This window comes from Absicoccus sp., assembly GCF_034090965.1.
Lineage (GTDB): Bacteria > Bacillota_I > Bacilli_A > Erysipelotrichales > Erysipelotrichaceae > Absicoccus > Absicoccus intestinalis.
The window spans coordinates 1-18,770 of sequence record NZ_JAXDRQ010000037.1; the positions used below are offsets into that span (position 1 = coordinate 1).

An 18,770-nucleotide genomic window follows, 5' to 3' on the forward strand; every position below is an offset into this window, starting at 1 on the left:
CGATACGCTTCGTGGATGGTGAGGTTTAATATCGCTTGCTTGTCGCCTTCTCTGCCCTCGACATGCGGAAGGCCAATAAAGGCGGGGACGAGTCATGGATCCTGCTGGCGATGGCTACTGGTTGTAGACGAGATTTAAGCAGAGGAATCGCAAAAGATGTTCTCTTTCCAAGATTTTCACATCATATGGCTCTTCCACATGATGAACGGTTACAGTTTGACCAACTTTGGCACCAATCAAAGTTTCTCCTAGTGGTGTTGCATTGGAAAGTTTTCCTTTTAGTGGATCGGCTTCTTGACTACCAACAATTTGGAATTCCAATTCGGTATTATCAGATAAATCTAAAATCTTGACTGTAGATCCAAATTTCACCTTTTTTTCACCGGATTCTTTTTCTACATCATTGACAATGACCGCATTTTTGATCATTGCTTCTAATTCTTGAATTCGTGCTTCGACACGAGCTTGATGATCACGAGCTGCATCATAATCCGCATTTTCGGACAAGTCACCTTGAGCACGAGCTTCTTGTAACTCGACAATGACTTCATTTCGTACATTATGAATTAAATTATTTTGTTCTGCAACTAATGCATTATAACCTTCTTGTGTTACATAATTTTTTTCTTCTGCCATGTTACCACTCCTTATTTTTTTGCACAGTGATTATATCACATATCTATTGGTTGTCCAAATTCAGGTCCAATTCTTCGACCTTTTTTTCATGCTCTTCTAATGTCTGGGAATAATAGACTTTTCCATCGCCATGGATATCGGCTACAAAATATAGATAATCGGATTTAGTCGGATGTAAGACAGCATCGATGGCATTTTCTCCTGGATTTAAGATCGGACCAATTGGTAATCCATCGTGTTCATACGTATTGTATGGTGAATCAACATCCGTATTGACTTCACAATCTTGTGCATCTTTATAATCATCGTACAATGCGTAACAAACCGTTACGCTGGATTGTAGTTTCATTTTATCATTCAATCGATTATAGAATACCCCTGCAATTTTTTTCATATCGCTTTTCGTGGCAGATTCAAATTGAACAATACTTGCTAGAGTCAAAATTTGTTGTAAAGAATAGCCACTCTTATCAATATCGGATTTGTATGTGTCATATATATCTTGAAAACGATCGAGAAATACTCGTGTAATTTCATCAATTGTCATATTTTTCGTCAACAAATACGTGTCTGGAAATAAATATCCTTCTAATTTGACTTTATAGTTGGAATTATTGAGAGTATCTACATCTAAAAATGTATACTCTTTGGCCAATTTCTTAATATAATTGATATCGTTCCATTTTTTTAATATTTCTTTGGACGTATATTTTGGATACTTTTCTGCAATCATAGCAGCAATTTCTTTGGCCCATTTTCCTTCGGGTACTGTAATTTTGATTTGTTCCTTTGTCGCATTATTGACATTGGAAATATATTTTAGAACCCCTTCTGTGCTTAGACCATTGCTAATTTCATAATCGCCCGCATAATAAGATTCTTGTGTATGTATCTTCGAATACAAATCGGCCATTCGAGCTGAGCGGATCAGCCCTTTCTTTTCAAGATTGTTTAATACATTATCATAGGATTCGCCTTCTTGGATCACAAAATCAACTTTTTTAGATCCATTACCAACGGGTGTCAATGCATAGAAGTAATAGCCGCCACATGCTACAACCATAATCAAAAGTATCAAAACAACGATGATCAGTGGTCGATGTTTATGTTTGGCTTTATGCATTCTCTTCATCCTCCACAAAGGTGTTGATGACTTCTTCTACCATATCCCATTCTTCGTCACTTTCAATGGGGAATAAATTTCCTTGGGCATCATAGCGGGATGCATAAACTTGGCCATCTTCTAGATCTGGGTCTTGAAAAACCACATATTGTTGTCCATAATCGGGCGAATCAAAAGTAAACAAGATGATCATCTTTTTTTCTTGTCCATTTTCATCTGTCACATATAAGCAATTTGAATCTAACATGATAGGGTCCTCCTTTTAAAAAAAATACGGGGATCTAAACTAACCCCCGTTACGTTGTCGATCTAAGTAACTCTGTAAAATTTCTACAGCGGCCATTTGATCAATGATTTTCTTGCGTTTTTTTCGCGAAACATCCCCTGAAATCAATAATCGCTCAGCACTCACCGTTGTCAATCGCTCATCCCACAGATGACAAGTAATGCCTTCTTTTTCCAATTCATTCGCAAAATCAATCGAAAGCTGTCCGCGCTCGCCAATATCACCATTCATATGTTTAGGCAATCCCAACACAACTTCTTTGATCTTCTCTTGATCTAATAGCTCTAAAATTTGATCAAAACAATCATCATAATCATCAGATTCAAAGCGAATGGTCTTTAGAGCTCTCGCAATAAAACGTGAAGAATCACTGACTGACACGCCACATGTTTTACTTCCTAAATCCAATCCGATAATGCGTTCCATTACTTCTCCAGATAGGCGCGCACCAATTCTTCAATGATTTCATATCGTTCAATCCGTTGAATCAAGTTACGTGCATTCTTATGTGAAGAAATATAAGCAGGATCATTACTGATCAAATAACCTGCAATTTGGTTAACAGAACTATATCCACGTTCTTCCAGCGCATCGCTGACTTCACGCAAAATGGTCTTGATGTTTTCACGACGAATTTCTTCAGTAGTGAAAGTCATTGTTTCTGTAACGTCTTTCATCATCATCACACTCCCTTAATAGATATATATAATTATACACAATATTTTTCGATAAATAAACCGGTTTACGCAATTGTCTGTAAGGTTGCTTTTACGTTTTCTAATGCCTCGGCCACTTTGCTGGCATCTTTACCTCCAGCTTGCGCCATATCAGGTTTTCCACCACCATTTCCTTGGCAGATTTGTGCAGCAGCTTTCACCAATTTTCCAGCATGTACGCCATGAGCTACGGCTTCTTTACCAGCACCGGCTACAAAGACCAATTTTCCATGATTTTCATTCACAAAGAAACATACCACTTTTTCATCTTGTGCCTTGGTATTGGATACAATATCTTTTAATGCTTTGGCATCCATATTTTCTACTTGTTTGATCAAAACATGGATCGATCCCCAATCTTCAATGTCATTGGCCCAATCTTTGGCTTTTAAAGCAAACATTTGATTCTGCAAATTCGCAATTTCTTTTTGGAGTTCTTTCATTTGCTCATAGCTCTGTGCCACTTTATGATCGATATTCTTAATGGTCTTTTGTTTGGCACTGGATGCAATATGTTCCAACATGCGATGTTCTTGGGCAAATTCATTGTATGCAGCCAATTTGGTCTTAGCCGTGATCCGTCGAACATCCGATCCAATGGATTCTTCACTCACAATCTTGCATACACCAATTTCGGATGTATTGTGAACATGACAACCCGCACAGAATTCTTTGGATACATCTCCCATCGTTACAACGCGTACACGATCACCATATTTTTCGTTGAACAAAGCCATTGCACCGGATTTTTTGGCTTCGTCAATATCCATGATTTCTTTGGTTACTGGATATCCAGCCGCGATATATTCATTCACAAGATCTTCAACTTTAGCCAATTGTTCGTCACTTACTTTTTCATAGTGATTAAAATCAAAACGTAAATAATCGGCACAATTGTAGGATCCAGCCTGATGAATATGTGAACCAACCACTTTTTGTAAAGCAGCCTGCAATAAATGGGTTGCCGAATGATTGGCCGTTGTATTTAACCGTTGTTCCTCATTGATTTGACAAGTCACCGTATCGCCGATCATCAATTGGCCCGCATTGATCTTAATTGTATGCAACGGTTGTTTATTTGGCGCTTTTTGTACATCGGTTACATCCAATTCTACACCATCACCTGTCATCGTACCGGTATCTGCTGCTTGTCCTCCGCTTTCGGCATAGAAAACCGTCTGATCCAAGATGACTTGTCCATCATCGCTCAGTGTATCCACTGCTTCACCATCTTTAAATAAACCAATCACTTTAGCTTCGCAAGTATATTGATCATAACCAATAAATGTACTTGGTTGCGTGAAAGCCATCAAAGCTTCGTGTTGTTCCCCAAAGGATTCCTTTGTATTTCGTGCATTTCGAGCACGTTCTTTTTGTTTGTTCATTTCAATATCAAACTCTTCACGATCCACCGATACATTGGATTCTTGGGCAATTTCTTGCGTTAATTCAAATGGGAATCCATAGGTATCGTAGAGTTTGAATACGATCTTTCCTGGTAAATGACCATCGCATTTTTGAATTTCAGCATCCAATAATGCTTGTCCGTTTTTCAACGTTTTCTTAAATGTCTTTTCTTCGACTTCAATCAATTTTTGATTGTAGGCAACATGTTCTTGCAAATATGGATAGAAATCTTGCATGGTATCGGCCACCACAGGCACTAATTTATATAAGAATGGTTCGTCCAGTCCTAATTTCAAACCATAACGAACGGCTCTCCGTAATACACGACGCAATACATAGCCACGACCAGAATTGGAGAAGTTAGCCCCATCGCTCATCGCAAAAGTAATGGTCCGAATGTGATCGGCAATGACTCGATAAGCCATTTTATATTCACCTTCATATGGATATTTCGCTAATTTTTCAGTAGCATGAATGATAGGTAAGAATAAATCGGTATCAAAATTGGTTTCTCCATCTTGGATCAGTGCAACCAATCGTTCCAGTCCCATTCCGGTATCAATGTTCTTTTGAGGTAATTCTTTATAGTCTTTTCGATCAATGGATGGATCACAATCGTATTGAGAAAATACAATATTCCATACTTCTACATATCGATCATTTTCCATTTCATCGAAAAATAATTTTTCACCTAATCCTTCTGGATCATATTTTTCACCACGGTCAAAGAAGATTTCACTATCTGGCCCTCCAGGCCCTTTACCAATTTCCCAGAAATTGTCCATGGTCCGTAACATGTGGCTTGGATCAACGCCACATTCTTTGGTCCAAACATTATAGGCATCATCATCATATGTATATACTGTGATATATAAACGATCGGTGTCAATGCCCATCCATTCTTCACTGGTTAAAAATTCCCATGCAAAGTGAATGGCTTCTGTTTTAAAGTAGTCACCAATGGAAAAGTTTCCCAACATTTCAAAAAATGTATGATGGCGAGCTGTTTTCCCTACATTTTCAATATCATTGGTACGAATGCTTTTTTGTGCATTCGCAATTCGATTGGAAGCTGGTTTTTCACTTCCATCAAAATATTTCTTTAAAGCGGCGACCCCAGCATTGATCCATAATAAAGTTGGATCATTCACGGGAATTAGACTTGCGCCGGGTTCGATCATATGACCCTGTTGTTCAAAATAATCCAAAAACATTTGTCTGACTTGGTTGCCTGTTAATTGTTTCATCTTTTCCTCCATTAAAAAACGTTCCTATTTCTAGGAACGTAAATTACGCGGTACCATCCTAGTTCATCCATGTTTGATAGATGCCCTTGATTATTCGTTAACGCCGAAATACGTTTATCTCCAAAATAGCTTCAGACCAAATTCTTTGTAAGGTTTACACCAACCACCTTATCTCTGATTTCCTAAACAAGATCCTACTTATTTTTATCATCGATAAATCAAATGAATAATATCACGAACAAAGTAAAAATTCAATAGACTATTGGATTGGATCCAATGTCAAGATTCGTGTCAGCCATTCCGCAACTTTTTCAATATTTTTACGTGCAAATTGCTCATTAAAGTCTTTTTCTGCCCATTCTATGGTAAATCCAATCAAGGTATCTGTTAGCGTTGTTAAGAAGAAGATCCGATCGTCTTCGGGTACATTCATTTCATTAAAAATTGGTGTGAAATAGTTTTCAAAGGACACCCAATAGATTTGATGCATATAGCGAAATAAATCATGTGTACTCAATGAATTAAAGATATGACGTCCAGCTAATTTCCATCTTGCCACTTTTCTTAAGATATCTTCAAGCATTTCTCGCCAATTATTCAAATTAATGTTTTGTAAATTGGTTTGATCGATCAGATATTGAAAAGTTTGTCCCAAGAGATCATAAATATCTTCAAAATGGTAATAGAAAGTATTGCGATTTATGCCACATCGAGTCACGATATCTTTTACAGTAATTTTTGTGAACTCTTTTTCCTCTAATAATTCAATTAATGAATGCATGATCGCAATTTTTGTGAAATCTGACATACGCTATCCCTCTGTCCATTATTTTAAATGATTCATTTTTAATATTCAAATGTTTACTTTTCCTGAATGTATAAGTCAATATCAACAGATCCAGAAATTCCATCAACGGATCCTTTCTGTGTATACTGCCACATCGTAAACGCTTTCTTATATGTTAGGGTATCGCTATAGGAAGCTAACCATATATCTGAATCGATCTTGTTCACCTGAATATCATTGGATAGCCAAGATGCATTCCCATACACCAATGTTTTATAACCTTTCTTTTTCAAACGAGATACAAATGCATTGGCAATCTTTGTTTTCTCCTGTTTGGTCAAATCATCGATCCGACTGGTTTGGCCTTCTAATCGTTCCATATCAAAAGCAATCGGCAGATCTAAATCATAAGCAGAAACCAAGGATAGAACATAATCGGCTTCTTCTTTCGCTTCCCCTACCGTAATGGCACTGGAAAACCAATAAACACCTACTTTTAAACCGGCTGCTTGCGCTGCTTTGATATTGGTGGCAAATGCACGATCTTCATACAAAGCCCCTTCACTAGCACCTCGATATCCACATCGAATCATCGCAAAAGTAATATCGCTTTTCTTTACGGCATCCCAATCAATAGATCCTTGATGACTGGAAACATCGATTCCTGTTTGCGTAGAATAATGATCATCACTAAATGTCATCAATCCATTTTTATATCCAAAAGCATTTAGATCATAATAAGAGCCACTTTTTTTCTTTTGTGTAGAAGAAGACATGGAAAGAATCGATAGGATCAAGCCAACTACACAAACCAGGATCATCCATAAGATCATGAGTCGTTTTCGCTGTTTTTGTTGTCTCATGCATCTATTCTAACATGTTTTAGTCGATTGGTTCTATGGAATGAATAAACATACATCGCATCGCATTCAAAACCGCAAGGATCATCACACCGACATCGGCAAAGATTGCAACCCACATATTGGTCAAACCAAATGCGCTTAGGACCAAGCATAGAACTTTGATACCAATCGCAAACCAAATATTTTCTTTTACGATTCGTAAACATTTTCGTGAAATATGAATAGCCGTCGCTAATTTTAATGGATCGTCGTCCATTAATACGACATCTGCTGCTTCAATGGCTGCATCACTTCCCATGGCTCCCATGGCTACCCCAATATCGGCTCGTGATAATACCGGTGCATCGTTGATGCCATCGCCCACAAAAGCTAAACGATCCGTTTCTTTGGCTTTATTTTGAAGTAGATCTTCCACTTTTTTTACTTTATCTTGAGGCAATAATTCACTATAGACATTTTGGATACCTACATCTTGAGCGACTCGTTGCGCGACCGATCGAGAATCTCCGGTCAACATCACAATATTGGATACACCATTTTTCCGTAATTCAGAAATCGCTTGTTTCGTATGTGGTTTCACAACATCGGAAATATGAATATGGCCGGCATATACGCCATCGATTGCAATGTGGACAATGGTTCCAGCATCCAAGCAATTTTGCCAGGAAATGCCCATTGCATCCATCATCTTGGCATTGCCAACACAAACAAGTTTCCCATTGACTATTGCTTGCATGCCTTGTCCTGCTATTTCTTTGGCATCCGAAATCGAACAAGCATCGGCTTCATTGGGATATGCCTTCTTTAGCGAATTCGCAATCGGATGGGTCGAATAACGTTCCACATGGGCAGCCATATGAAGCAATTCGTCTGCCGAAATTTTTTCTGGATGAATATTGGTCACTTCAAAAACGCCTTTGGTCAATGTACCGGTTTTATCAAATACCACTGTTTTGATTTCCGATAACAATTCTAGATAATTAGAGCCTTTGACCAGGACCCCTTCATGACTGGCCGATCCAATTCCGGCAAAGAAACTCAATGGAATACTGATAACCAATGCACAAGGACAACTAACAACTAAAAAAATCAATGCGCGATATAAGTATGTTCCCCATTGTGGTTGCGTATGCATCATACATTGAATCAGGGGTGGAATAAATGCGAGCGCAATGGCTGAATATACAACAATCGGTGTATAGATTCGAGCAAACTTCGTAATGAAATTTTCGGAATGCGATTTATGCGAACTCGCATCTTCAACCAATTCCAACACTTTGGCAACGGTCGAATCCTCAAAAGCTTTGGTCGTACGAATTCTTAATACGCCATCGGTATTGATACAACCACTAATGACTTCATCCCCTTTATGCACAGAACGAGGTATGGATTCACCGGTTAATGCAGTTGTATCCAAAGATGCATCACCATCCAAAACTACACCATCAATTGGGATTTTTTCTCCCGTTTTCACAACCAGGATCGATCCAATTTCTATTTCATCCGGATCTACTTGTTCAAGATGACCATCTCGTTCTAAGTTGGCATATTCTGGTGCAATGTCCATGAGATCCGTAATATTTTTTCGACTTTTACCAACGGCATAGGATTGAAACCATTCACCCACTTGATAAAACAACATGACTGCAATCGCTTCTGTATAGTCACCATTTTCACGAATCGCTAAAGCAATCGCACCGACTGTCGCAATGGCCATCAGAAGACATTCATCAAAAGGTTGGCGATGAATGATTCCTTTGATGGCTTTCCATAAAATGTCATATCCAATGATCAAATATGGAATCATATATAGAAGAAAACGCATCCAACCCGAAACGGGAATAAAATACAAAACAATCAGTAATCCTGTAGACAAGAGGATACGAATTAAATTTTGTTTTTGTTTCTTATTCATAAACTGACCTATAGGAAGATCTCGCAATCGTCTTCCACCCGTTTACAATTTTTTCGCACTTGTTCCATCACCGTTTTGGGTTCTACCCCCTCTTCAAATTCGACTTTCATTTTCAGCGTCATAAAGTTTACTGTGGCATCTTTGACACCTTGCGTGGCTTTTGCAGCTTGTTCCATTTTATCTGCACAATTAGCACAATCTACATCAATTTTATAACTTTTTTTCATACAAATCATCCTTTCAACGATTCAACAATCGTTTAATTGTATCTATATGATAGCATACTCTATGACGATGTCAACAAAGATAAAACAATTATTCAATCTTTTACTTGACGATAATGATAGAATGAAAAAAAGGAGATTTTTATGACTAAACCATTGCCGCATCATCATCAAGAAAACGAACAAGAAATCATTGAACATATTCCCAATCCAGAAACCATTGAAACGGTTGCTGCTGCCATGAAACAGCTCGGTGATCCCACACGATTGCGCATCTTTTGGTTTCTTTGTCATGCCCAAGAATGTGTGATCAATATTGCTGCAGCAGTCGACATGTCCAGTCCAGCTGTTTCCCATCATTTACGCTTATTAAAAGATGCCGGATTGATCACCAGTGAAAGACATGGTAAAGAAATGTATTATCAAGCAGCCGATTCTGAACTGGTAAATACACTTCATCATGTCATAGAAAAAGTAGCAAAGGTATCTTGCCCATCCCATGAAACGTAAATCATCGTAATTGGTCGTTTACGACGATCGACAAAAACACGTTTCCCTTATGCAATCGAAAAGATTCAAATTTCAATCTGTATTTAATTTTTTCTTTATTTCTTTCATCAGATCCGCATAACAAACGATATTTGAAATCTCAAGATTTTCTGCCACCGTTGTAACTATAGGTTTTGAAATATGTGAGACAGTAAGTATTTTGTCATCTAAAAAAGCATGTTCTATATCACCGAAATATTGAATGGAACCATTGGACATGATCATCACATCAGAGAAATTTTTCAGCAACGAAATCAATATATGTGAGATAAATAATACGGTGGTTCCCTTTTCTTTGAGCCAATTTAAGATATTCACGATTCGTTTTTTTCCTAATAAATCTTGTGTTCCCGTGATTTCATCGAAAACGATAATTTGAGTATTTCGTAGCAATGCTGACGCAATATTGATGAACTTACGCTCTGAATACGATAAATCGAAATAGTTTAATAAACTTACTCCTTCTTTTACTGTTCTAGATACATCATCAGGGATAGAATCTTCATAAACAAAGTTCAAAGAGAATTGAAATGACGGTTGAATTGCGTTACATTGATTAAAGTATTTCATCACAACAAAATTATACCAAAAAGGCCGATGGCAATGAGCGTAGCTATTCAACCATCGGTCCCTTTTTAATAGACTAATCAACGATCACTCAGTATAGCACCCTAATTATTTAAACTATATTTCTTAACGAATTATTATTCATATGTAATATGATAGTTAAGATATTAAGCGAATTCTGATTTGATTGAATATCCTTATTTTCTAAATTCGAATCCATATGTCTATTCATCTATATCCGCAATATATGGAATAGAAGGTGCCGCCCCTTTTTTACTGATTGCCATCGAGGAAGCTCTTGAAGCAATATCCATCGAAATTTTTATCGTTTTTCCTTTTACGATAGAGGCAACAAAGAAACCAATAAATGTGTCTCCAGCACCTGTTGTATCCACAACCGGAGCTCTATATGCTTTTTGCCGATAAATCCTTTCACCATGGATATATACAGATCCTGTTTCGCCCAGGGTCAAAATTATGTGTTTGTTTGAAAAACGTCTCGCTAAACCTTCGATGAGTTGTGAAATATTTTCTGGATCGATGTTTAATAAAGCACTTGCCTCGTGCTCATTTAAGATTAAGTAATCGACAAAATCAAAATTCACTTGTTTGGCATCTTCATTCATCGGTGCTGGATTATAGATGACGATCATTCCCTTTTCATGAGCTTGCTCAATGATTTTAGAAACATCATTGATCTCATTTTGTAAAACAATGAAATCTCCTGCCTGATATGTATGCAAGATCTTGTCAAAATAGAAGGCAGGAATAGCACGGTTTGCCCCACCATATAGAAGAATGCAATTATCATGACTATGATCGATTTGAATGATCGCATGGCCCGTTTTTACGTCTGGATTTATATAAATAAGACTTGTATCAATACCTTCGTTGCTCAAATAATCCAGCAAGAAACTACCATCTTTGCCAACCGATCCGGCATGTGCCACATTCACGCCTGCTCTTTTTAATGCAACGGTTTGATTTAAACCTTTACCTCCAACAAATTGTTGCATTGATTTTGAAGCTATTGTTTCTCCTTTTTTAACAAAGTTATCCACCTCATACACATAGTCGATGTTTAAAGATCCGAAATTTAACACTTTCATATTCATTCCACTTTCAATGTTTTAAATATATATTCTTTATATTTTTCGGGATAAAGCTTACTGCAAACATAGATATTTGGCTCTTTGCCCGAGAAAAAATTACTGTCCACCAATACCGAACCATAGCTTGGTCCAGGTGTCGTATCAACTTGACAATAGTATTTCTTACAATCCTTGATACACTCCGGATACAAGGCTGCTGCCATCGCCGATGGATCTGCCATATCCAGATACGTATCACCGAAACGATCCACATTCATTTCCATTAATACTCGATTGCAATCGATGGCAAACTTACCTAAATCTCCACTTTCACGAATCCGTTTAATTTCAGGTGGGGTCAACATACATTCATCCAAACAGGCATCCCAACCTACAAAGATGACATTTTCCAATCCGGCTTCAACCACAATTCTTGCGGCTTCTGCATCTTGCCATACGTTAAATTCCGCTACGGGAGTAACATTACCAACTCCTAATCCTGCAGATCCCATAACGACGATCTTACCCGCTTTTTTCATAATTTCAGGTGCCAATTTGATGGCTAAAGCAATATTCGTCAAAGGACCTAAAGTAATGATATCAATTGCACCATCCTCACTCGCGTCCAAAGCTTCAAGAATTTTTAATACTGCATGCCCTTCGCTTTTCTTTAAATAATGAGGAACTAACCCAATATCTCCCATTCCATCCTTTCCGTGTGTTTCATGTGCATAGATCAATTTTTGAAGCAACATTGTCTCACAACCACGATATACCGGCGGTGTATATGTGTTGGCTACCTCAATGGTCGTTAACGTGTTTTTAATTGCCTGATCAACATCTACATTTCCGGAAACCGTCGAAAAAAAGAGAATCTCGTAGTTCTTATCATTCAAGGCCATCGCAATGGCCATGGCATCATCGGATCCACAATCCGTATCAATAATTATTTTTCTTTTCATATCTTTACCCTCTATTCCTTCACAGGCTCTTTCTCTTTCGTCGTAAATTTCAAAATCGCTGCCGCCAGAATACAAACAGCAAGCATGATCAAAGCAAATGCTGCCATCAAAAAAAGCCATAGCATAGGAAAGACTGCTGGTCAAAACGACACCGGACTTACTGTCGTTCCAATACCAAATCATGCTTGTCTAAAAGTCAATGATTCTTCCTAATTTTTCTTAAATACGCCACTCAACATGGTTGGACACATAGCATCTTGTGTACCAAAAGCAATTCCACCTATAAACGATAGTATCATATCTATAGTATCGTTTGCGAATAAAGGTGTACCGGCTAAGAAAATAGCGGTAAAAAGTGTGCCAAGGGTCAACACTTTGGAAGAAGCACTCTTCCACCACCAAACCCGTGATATTCATCGTCAAAATACGTTCAAGAGCAAAAGCTAATAAACCGACTGTTTCAATCGTCTGACCATACAATTTTGAAAATTGAGGCAAATTACTACCAATAATAACATATGAGGCTCTTGCCAAAAAATACATGTAAAATTTATATCGATCCTGATTGCACCTAGTTGCTTAATACATATTTCACAGATGCTGTTGTCTAGATCATTGCACCCCTTTCTTATTGTCCATATCTTGAATCCATCGCATCTATCTAAAATCATTAATAATTGGATATTGATTGTTCCTTTATAAACATGAAAAAAAGATCTCTACATTTGAGATCTTGATGAATATATTCTATTATATACAAAAAAAGCCTTAAAAGGCTTTCTAGACAATGGTGCGGGTGACAGGACTCGAACCTGCACGCGTAAGCAATAGATCCTAAGTCTATCGTGTCTGCCAGTTTCACCACACCCGCATGCTTATACAGTATATCCTATTCAAATATAAAAGGCAAGTAAAAAATAGGTCAATGACCTATTTCTTATAAATCTTTGCAATCTTCGATCCGGCGTTTCACACCATTTAAAATGACATAGCCTTGTTCCGGCTCATCATGCACAATATAGCGTTCTCCTTGTTCCTTGTGGTCATGTTCATATTGTGTTTCACAAGTGATATCTTGTTTCGGCTTTAGTGCAGATTTTGATTTATTCATTTGTGCTTTCACAATGCCATAAATAACAAACATCAGGAATAAACCAATACAAATAGCGAACATCATGATCGTGTTCCCTCTTTTACACCTTCAATCAAACCAACAAGATTTTGTATCTCAGAAGGGATGATGATCTTTGTTGCTTGTCCATTAGCCATTTTTGCTAAAGTATCCAGACTTTTTAACTTGATGACCGCGTCATCAGCACCCGCTTCTTTAATTTTCTTGATAGATTCAGCCGTTGCTTCTTGCACCTTCCGAATAGCCTCTGCCCGACCTTCTGCTTCTTTGATTTCTTTTTCTTTCTCAGCTTCAGCACGAAGGATCATTGCTTGTTTTTCCGCTTCTGCATTTAATAAGGCGGATTGATTATGACCTTCCGCTTCCAAGATCATCGATTGTTTTTCTCCTTCTGCCGTTAAGATGGCCGCTCTTTTTTCACGTTCAGCCTTCATTTGTTTTTCCATCGCTTCTCGAATGGCCGTTGGTGGCTGAATATTTTTCAATTCTACACGTGTTACTTTGATTCCCCAAGGATCCGTAGCCAAATCTATGATTTGCAGCATCTGCGAATTGATGGCTTCTCGGCTTGTCAAGGTTGCATCCAATTCCATATCACCGATGATATTCCGTAAAGTTGTAGCTGTTAAATTTTCCATGGCCATGATCGGATTTTCTACACCATAAGCATACAATTGTGGATTGGTAATCTTGAAATATACAACACTATCGATTTGCATCGTAACATTGTCTTTTGTGATCACTGGTTGTGGTGCAAAATCAGCAACTTGCTCTTTTAATAACACTTTTCGAGCTACCTGATCGATAAAGGGAACCTTAAGATGAGGTCCTGAATCCCATGTTGTATAATAGCGTCCCAATCGCTGGATTACATAAGAACTTCCTTGTGGCACAACACGTATCATAAGTAACATTAGGAAAATCAAGATAAGTAAAATGAATATAAAAAACATACCCTTCTCCTTTAAGCTTTGCTTATATAATACAAATATGATAACAAAAATTGTACACAAATATCTAGAATTTATTTAAAAAGGTAAAATTCGCTTGATTTCAACAAATTCATATTTGATTCCATAAAAAAACGCAGATCTCTCTGCGTGAAAAAATCCAACTTAAAGAAAATTTAATGTAAAACGGTTGGTTTATGAAAAGACTCTAACTCATCTTGGATATATTTTTCCAGTTTCTCTAAAAATTCATCCGTAATTTCAAAACCATCAATTTCCGCAGGTAATTGCAAATGATTACGAACAAAATGAACCTGAGGAACCTCAGACATATTCTGATTTCCCATTTCCTTATCAACTTCTTTTAATTTTTCAAGAATTGGTTCTGCCAATTCTTTCATCAATTCATCCTCTGTCATATTTTTATTATAGTTTTTATCCGCAATTCATGCAAGCTATACACATTAAGCCAATTGATAATCTTGCCTTTCAATAAATTCCTGTCTTTTGGATTCATTCCAATATTGGACCGGTTGATAATATCCAGCCATGCGTGCCCATACTTCTACTTTTTCATTACATACTGGACAAAGCGTATGGGATCCTGGAATGTATCCATCCTTGTTGCAGATTGAATAAGTCGGTGAAATGGTCAAATAAGGAATCTGAAAGTGATGAATGATTTGATCAACAAGATGCATACAATCTTGCCAATGGACAATTCGCGAAGGAATATATACATGGAAAGCAGCACCACCTGTAAATAATGGCAAAAATTGTTGTTGGATCGTTAATGCTTCAAATACATCATCGGTATAGTTCACCGGTAGATGGGAAGAATTTGTATAATAACTTTTCGCATGTTCTGGCAACCATGTCCGATCTTTTTGCACCAATTCATAGGAGACTCGTTCTCCTGGAGTAGCCTCTAGGTTAAAAAAGGAATGATATTTTTCTTGATACTGATACAAACGATTTCTCATATGTGTCAATACCTTCACGACAAAATCTTGGGCTTGTTCCTTTCCTAAATCGGAATGGATCCAATTGGCCATTTCACAGGCCTCATTCATACCGATGACACCAAAAGTGCCAAAACAACGATCAAAAGATTTTAGATAATGTCGGGTATATGGATATAAACCCGCTTGTAAAAATTGATTCAGTATTTGTCTTTTTACATCCAATGTACGAGCAACTAGATCCATTAATTTATCTAGTTTTTCAAAAAAATCCGATTCATTCTTGGATCGATGAGCCAGTCGTGGCATATTGATGGTCACCATACCAATGGATCCTTGATTTTCTCCATATCCAAAAAAACCACTTGGCTTTTCATACAATGTATGATAATTATTCATCTTTTCTCGTGCATAACGAGAATGATGTGCAAAATAGGGGCTACCATATTTGGCAGCGACTTCAAACAACAATGCATTTAAAGTATCATTTTGCCAATCAAAATCATCTTGAATATTGATGGTTGGGATTGGAAAAGGAAAACTACGACCTGATTGATCAGCTTCCAATAGCGTTTTAAAAAAAGCTTTTTGGATCATTTTCATTTCATCAAGGCAATCTCCATAAACAAAATCTTGTTGAACACCACCAATAAAAACAGTTTGATTCTTTAAGTCTTCAGGGACGGTCCAATCAAATGAAATGGTCGAAAATGGTGCTTGAGAACCCCATCGAGCTGGAATATTGACTCCATAAATAAAGGTTTCAATACATTGTTGCGTACTTTTTTCATCCAACTGATCGACTTTCACAAATGGTGCTAAATACGTATCAAAACTTGGTATACATTGGGCACCTGCCCATTCGTTTTGAAGGATACCTAAAAAATTGATCAATTGATTACAAGCTGAAAATAAATGTTTTGGCGGTCGTGAATGAACATTATGATCCAGTCCACTTAAACCATGTTCCAATAAAGGGCGAATGGACCATCCACAACTATCTCCCGTCAACATATCCAAATCATGAATATATATGTCACCTTTTTCATGGGCTTCTACAATTTGTTCATCATAGATAAAATGTGTCCAATAGTTTTTGGTGATGGCACCCGAGTTTGAAAGAATCAATCCACCAATGGAATACGTCGATAATCGATCATCATTGGGCAATGATTTATCAACATGAAGATAGGCATCCATGATCTTCTTATGGACTTGTGATACTTTTTGAAATTCTCTTACATTTTCACGCTGTTTTCGATAAAGGATATAAGCCTTCGCCACATCCGCATAACCAGTTACCGATAAAACATATTCAACACAATCTTGAATTTGTTCTACAGGAATCTTTCCATCTTGGATATCATCTGAGAATTCACTCGTTACACGTAGACTTAATAATTCAATAACAGAATCATCGGTTTCTTTGTTTAACGAGGCAAAAGCTTTTTGAATCGCTGCTTCGATTTTATGAATATCGAAGGCAACCACACTATTATCACGTTTAATAACTTGTATCATTCAGCTTGAACCTCCACTTCTAGATTTTCATCACGAAAAATTTGAGAAATTTTATTGATCTGTGTTGGATCAAAATTATGTAGTTGTTTGCTAAGCGTTGGTAAACTTTCGATATTGGTATGAAGAATAATTTTTTTCATGCCCGAAAGCCATTTCGCCAATGATTTTAGCGAAGCCATCGTATGATATTCTTGATTTAAATACAATTCAATTTGGTAAGGAATCGTCTCTTTCTTTAAGATATTTAAGGTTTTTTCAATGGGATGTATATCAAAATGCGCCATCCCAATGGATTTCGCATATTGACCTGGACTATTTTTTATATCTAGACTCACAAAATCAACGTATTTTTTTTGTATCAATGTTTCCAATTGATCGGGAAAGGATCCATTTGTAGTCACTTTGATGTAATATCCCATTTGTTTGATCAATGTAACAAAATCAAATAAACGAGGATCCATCAAAGGTTCACCACCTTCGATACAGACAGCCTCTAATACATCTGATCGCTTTTCTAAGTATTCGATGATTTCTTGTCGAGGTAATTCTTTCATCCCTTCTTGGATAAAGATCAATTCTGGGTATCGGTCAAATGGGCAGCGAAAATTGCTACCGGCCGTATATAAAACAGTGCTTATTTTATGTGGATAATGAGTCAATGAAACTTTCTGCCAATGAAAAAAAGGTAATTGAGAGGAAATGGATTCTGCATATTCTTTTGCGTTATTGGCTATCCGATTATATGATGGTAAAAATTGTCGAAACGCAACATCATCAACACCTTGAATCAAATGTTGCCACCAATCTCTTCGAATAGAATATACCTTTGCCATGGATTGTTTCGCAAAATCCGAAGTATATAATTCTTTATTTCGTTTATCCACTTTCGATGATTGCACTATAATAAATCCCTGTTGTTCTAAATGTTTTACACTTTTCGATATGGTTCCCTTATCGTAAACACCCATTTGTGAGATTTCACGCATAGAAATGCCTTCATTTTCATAAATCATGATCAAGATTGGTAATTGCGCATAAGTCAAATGTAAATCTTGTAAATTTCGATCATAATATTTTTGTGTGCTACGATACATGACACTGATGTTCATTAATAAATTTGTTTGTTGATCCATAGTTGAATTTTACCATATAAAAAGATGGATATGACATATCCATCTGAAATCAATTACTTTTCTTTCGCATCAAAATGCTCATCACGAACAACGACATCGTGAGCTCCACCTTCTACGATACTTGTTTGAGAAACCAACGTGATTTTTGCATTTTTTTGTAGTTCTGGAATGGTTAAACATCCACAGTTGCACATCGTATGACGAACTTTTGATAGAGTGATCCGTACATTATCTTTCAAAGAGCCGGCATATGGAATATAAGAATCAACACCTTCCACAAAAGCCATTTTCTTATCTCCACCCATATCATAGCGTTGCCAGTTTCGGGCACGAGCCGAACCTTCACCCCAATATTCTTTCATATAGTTTCCGTTGACCGTAACCAACTTATTTGGAGCTTCATCAAAACGAGCAAAATAACGACCTAACATGACAAAATCTGCACCAAATGCTAAGGCCAACGTGATGTGATAATCATAAACAATACCTCCATCACTGCAAATTGGTACATAAATTCCTGTTTCTTCAAAATATTTATCACGAGCACGAGCAACATCTAAAGTGGCCGTTGCCTGTCCTCGACCAATTCCTTTTTGTTCACGTGTGATACAGATGGAACCACCGCCAATACCAATTTTGACAAAATCAGCACCAGCTTCTGCTAAGAATCGGAATCCTTCTTCATCGACAACATTTCCC

Annotated in this window: 20 protein-coding genes, 1 tRNA gene and 1 other annotated feature; of the genes, 1 reads left to right on the forward strand and 20 read right to left on the reverse strand. The window is 37.2% G+C overall.

What is annotated here, in order from left to right:
• Nucleotides 1–114: 114 nt before the first annotated feature.
• The 10 genes from greA to SOS22_RS05315 form a co-directional block, all read right to left on the reverse strand.
• Complete coding sequence (gene greA, locus SOS22_RS05270) at nt 115–636, reverse strand: transcription elongation factor GreA (protein WP_320596554.1); 522 nt, start codon at nt 634–636, stop codon at nt 115–117.
• 43 nt (nt 637–679) lie between these two features.
• Nucleotides 680–1,759: an endolytic transglycosylase MltG gene (gene mltG, locus SOS22_RS05275; RefSeq protein ID WP_320596555.1), complete on the reverse strand. Its 1,080-nt coding sequence runs from the start codon at nt 1,757–1,759 to the stop codon at nt 680–682.
• Nucleotides 1,752–2,006, reverse strand: a complete 255-nt coding sequence (locus SOS22_RS05280) for a DUF1292 domain-containing protein (RefSeq protein ID WP_320325143.1) — start codon at nt 2,004–2,006, stop codon at nt 1,752–1,754. Before SOS22_RS05280 ends, mltG begins: the two co-directional genes overlap by 8 nt.
• Before the next feature lie 39 nt (nt 2,007–2,045).
• Entirely contained in the window at nt 2,046–2,471 is a 426-nt protein-coding gene (ruvX, locus tag SOS22_RS05285) for a Holliday junction resolvase RuvX (RefSeq protein WP_320596556.1), read from the reverse strand.
• Nucleotides 2,471–2,722 carry an IreB family regulatory phosphoprotein gene (locus SOS22_RS05290; RefSeq protein WP_128519928.1) on the reverse strand — a complete coding sequence of 84 codons (252 nt, stop codon included), beginning with the start codon at nt 2,720–2,722 and terminating at the stop codon, nt 2,471–2,473. Before SOS22_RS05290 ends, ruvX begins: the two co-directional genes overlap by 1 nt.
• 65 nt (nt 2,723–2,787) lie before the next feature.
• Nucleotides 2,788–5,415: an alanine--tRNA ligase gene (gene alaS, locus SOS22_RS05295; protein ID WP_320596557.1), complete on the reverse strand. Its 2,628-nt coding sequence runs from the start codon at nt 5,413–5,415 to the stop codon at nt 2,788–2,790.
• A 29-nt stretch (nt 5,416–5,444) separates the two neighbouring features.
• Nucleotides 5,445–5,635 (reverse strand) — a binding site (T-box leader).
• A gap of 39 nt (nt 5,636–5,674) precedes the next feature.
• On the reverse strand, nt 5,675–6,223 hold the full coding sequence (locus SOS22_RS05300; protein ID WP_320325146.1) for a TetR/AcrR family transcriptional regulator: 549 nt from the start codon (nt 6,221–6,223) through the stop codon (nt 5,675–5,677).
• 53 nt (nt 6,224–6,276) lie between these two features.
• Nucleotides 6,277–7,065, reverse strand: coding sequence for a glycoside hydrolase family 25 protein (locus tag SOS22_RS05305; protein WP_320596558.1), 789 nt, complete (start codon nt 7,063–7,065; stop codon nt 6,277–6,279).
• A 19-nt stretch (nt 7,066–7,084) separates the two neighbouring features.
• Nucleotides 7,085–8,980 carry a heavy metal translocating P-type ATPase gene (locus tag SOS22_RS05310; RefSeq protein ID WP_320325148.1) on the reverse strand — a complete coding sequence of 632 codons (1,896 nt, stop codon included), beginning with the start codon at nt 8,978–8,980 and terminating at the stop codon, nt 7,085–7,087.
• An 8-nt stretch (nt 8,981–8,988) separates the two neighbouring features.
• Nucleotides 8,989–9,207 carry a cation transporter gene (locus tag SOS22_RS05315; RefSeq protein WP_320325149.1) on the reverse strand — a complete coding sequence of 73 codons (219 nt, stop codon included), beginning with the start codon at nt 9,205–9,207 and terminating at the stop codon, nt 8,989–8,991.
• 141 nt (nt 9,208–9,348) lie between these two features.
• On the opposite strand from SOS22_RS05315, the gene SOS22_RS05320 reads away from it, so the two are divergent.
• Nucleotides 9,349–9,714, forward strand: coding sequence for an ArsR/SmtB family transcription factor (locus SOS22_RS05320; protein WP_320325150.1), 366 nt, complete (start codon nt 9,349–9,351; stop codon nt 9,712–9,714).
• 72 nt (nt 9,715–9,786) lie between these two features.
• On the opposite strand, the gene SOS22_RS05325 is transcribed toward SOS22_RS05320, so the two are convergent.
• The 10 genes from SOS22_RS05325 to SOS22_RS05370 form a co-directional block, all read right to left on the reverse strand.
• On the reverse strand, nt 9,787–10,326 hold the full coding sequence (locus SOS22_RS05325; protein ID WP_320596559.1) for an ABC transporter ATP-binding protein: 540 nt from the start codon (nt 10,324–10,326) through the stop codon (nt 9,787–9,789).
• Nucleotides 10,327–10,544: 218 nt separating this feature from the next.
• Nucleotides 10,545–11,429 (reverse strand): ribokinase, encoded by an 885-nt coding sequence (locus SOS22_RS05330; protein WP_320325152.1) that lies wholly within the window; start codon nt 11,427–11,429, stop codon nt 10,545–10,547.
• Between the two features lie 2 nt (nt 11,430–11,431).
• A complete protein-coding gene (locus SOS22_RS05335) occupies nt 11,432–12,556 on the reverse strand; it encodes a nucleoside hydrolase (protein WP_320596560.1) in 1,125 nt (374 codons plus the stop codon).
• Between the two features lie 605 nt (nt 12,557–13,161).
• Nucleotides 13,162–13,244 (reverse strand) — tRNA-Leu (locus SOS22_RS05340).
• 66 nt (nt 13,245–13,310) lie between these two features.
• Nucleotides 13,311–13,550, reverse strand: coding sequence for a hypothetical protein (locus SOS22_RS05345; protein ID WP_320325154.1), 240 nt, complete (start codon nt 13,548–13,550; stop codon nt 13,311–13,313).
• Nucleotides 13,547–14,410 carry an SPFH domain-containing protein gene (locus tag SOS22_RS05350; protein WP_320325155.1) on the reverse strand — a complete coding sequence of 288 codons (864 nt, stop codon included), beginning with the start codon at nt 14,408–14,410 and terminating at the stop codon, nt 13,547–13,549. Before SOS22_RS05350 ends, SOS22_RS05345 begins: the two co-directional genes overlap by 4 nt.
• A 221-nt stretch (nt 14,411–14,631) precedes the next feature.
• On the reverse strand, nt 14,632–14,874 hold the full coding sequence (locus SOS22_RS05355; protein ID WP_320596561.1) for a hypothetical protein: 243 nt from the start codon (nt 14,872–14,874) through the stop codon (nt 14,632–14,634).
• Between the two features lie 45 nt (nt 14,875–14,919).
• Nucleotides 14,920–16,938 (reverse strand): ribonucleoside triphosphate reductase, encoded by a 2,019-nt coding sequence (locus tag SOS22_RS05360; protein ID WP_320325157.1) that lies wholly within the window; start codon nt 16,936–16,938, stop codon nt 14,920–14,922.
• A complete protein-coding gene (locus SOS22_RS05365; protein WP_320325158.1) occupies nt 16,935–18,071 on the reverse strand; it encodes an anaerobic ribonucleoside-triphosphate reductase activating protein in 1,137 nt (378 codons plus the stop codon). Before SOS22_RS05365 ends, SOS22_RS05360 begins: the two co-directional genes overlap by 4 nt.
• Before the next feature lie 53 nt (nt 18,072–18,124).
• Nucleotides 18,125–18,770, reverse strand: a 646-nt coding sequence (locus SOS22_RS05370) for an IMP dehydrogenase (protein ID WP_320596562.1), incomplete at its 5' end; no start/stop codon positions are given.

Bases quoted from the DNA above. Each gene is read 5' to 3' on its own strand.
- greA (WP_320596554.1), bottom strand. From the start codon at position 636: ATGGCAGAAGAAAAAAATTATGTAACACAAGAAGGTTATAATGCATTA.
- mltG (WP_320596555.1), bottom strand. From the start codon at position 1,759: ATGCATAAAGCCAAACATAAACATCGACCACTGATCATCGTTGTTTTG.
- SOS22_RS05280 (WP_320325143.1), bottom strand. From the start codon at position 2,006: ATGTTAGATTCAAATTGCTTATATGTGACAGATGAAAATGGACAAGAA.
- ruvX (WP_320596556.1), bottom strand. From the start codon at position 2,471: ATGGAACGCATTATCGGATTGGATTTAGGAAGTAAAACATGTGGCGTG.
- SOS22_RS05290 (WP_128519928.1), bottom strand. From the start codon at position 2,722: ATGAAAGACGTTACAGAAACAATGACTTTCACTACTGAAGAAATTCGT.
- alaS (WP_320596557.1), bottom strand. From the start codon at position 5,415: ATGAAACAATTAACAGGCAACCAAGTCAGACAAATGTTTTTGGATTAT.
- SOS22_RS05300 (WP_320325146.1), bottom strand. From the start codon at position 6,223: ATGTCAGATTTCACAAAAATTGCGATCATGCATTCATTAATTGAATTA.
- SOS22_RS05305 (WP_320596558.1), bottom strand. From the start codon at position 7,065: ATGAGACAACAAAAACAGCGAAAACGACTCATGATCTTATGGATGATC.
- SOS22_RS05310 (WP_320325148.1), bottom strand. From the start codon at position 8,980: ATGAATAAGAAACAAAAACAAAATTTAATTCGTATCCTCTTGTCTACA.
- SOS22_RS05315 (WP_320325149.1), bottom strand. From the start codon at position 9,207: ATGAAAAAAAGTTATAAAATTGATGTAGATTGTGCTAATTGTGCAGAT.
- SOS22_RS05320 (WP_320325150.1), top strand. From the start codon at position 9,349: ATGACTAAACCATTGCCGCATCATCATCAAGAAAACGAACAAGAAATC.
- SOS22_RS05330 (WP_320325152.1), bottom strand. From the start codon at position 11,429: ATGAAAGTGTTAAATTTCGGATCTTTAAACATCGACTATGTGTATGAG.
- SOS22_RS05335 (WP_320596560.1), bottom strand. From the start codon at position 12,556: ATGATTTGGTATTGGAACGACAGTAAGTCCGGTGTCGTTTTGACCAGC.
- SOS22_RS05345 (WP_320325154.1), bottom strand. From the start codon at position 13,550: ATGATGTTCGCTATTTGTATTGGTTTATTCCTGATGTTTGTTATTTAT.
- SOS22_RS05350 (WP_320325155.1), bottom strand. From the start codon at position 14,410: ATGATACGTGTTGTGCCACAAGGAAGTTCTTATGTAATCCAGCGATTG.
- SOS22_RS05355 (WP_320596561.1), bottom strand. From the start codon at position 14,874: ATGACAGAGGATGAATTGATGAAAGAATTGGCAGAACCAATTCTTGAA.
- SOS22_RS05360 (WP_320325157.1), bottom strand. From the start codon at position 16,938: ATGATACAAGTTATTAAACGTGATAATAGTGTGGTTGCCTTCGATATT.
- SOS22_RS05365 (WP_320325158.1), bottom strand. From the start codon at position 18,071: ATGGATCAACAAACAAATTTATTAATGAACATCAGTGTCATGTATCGT.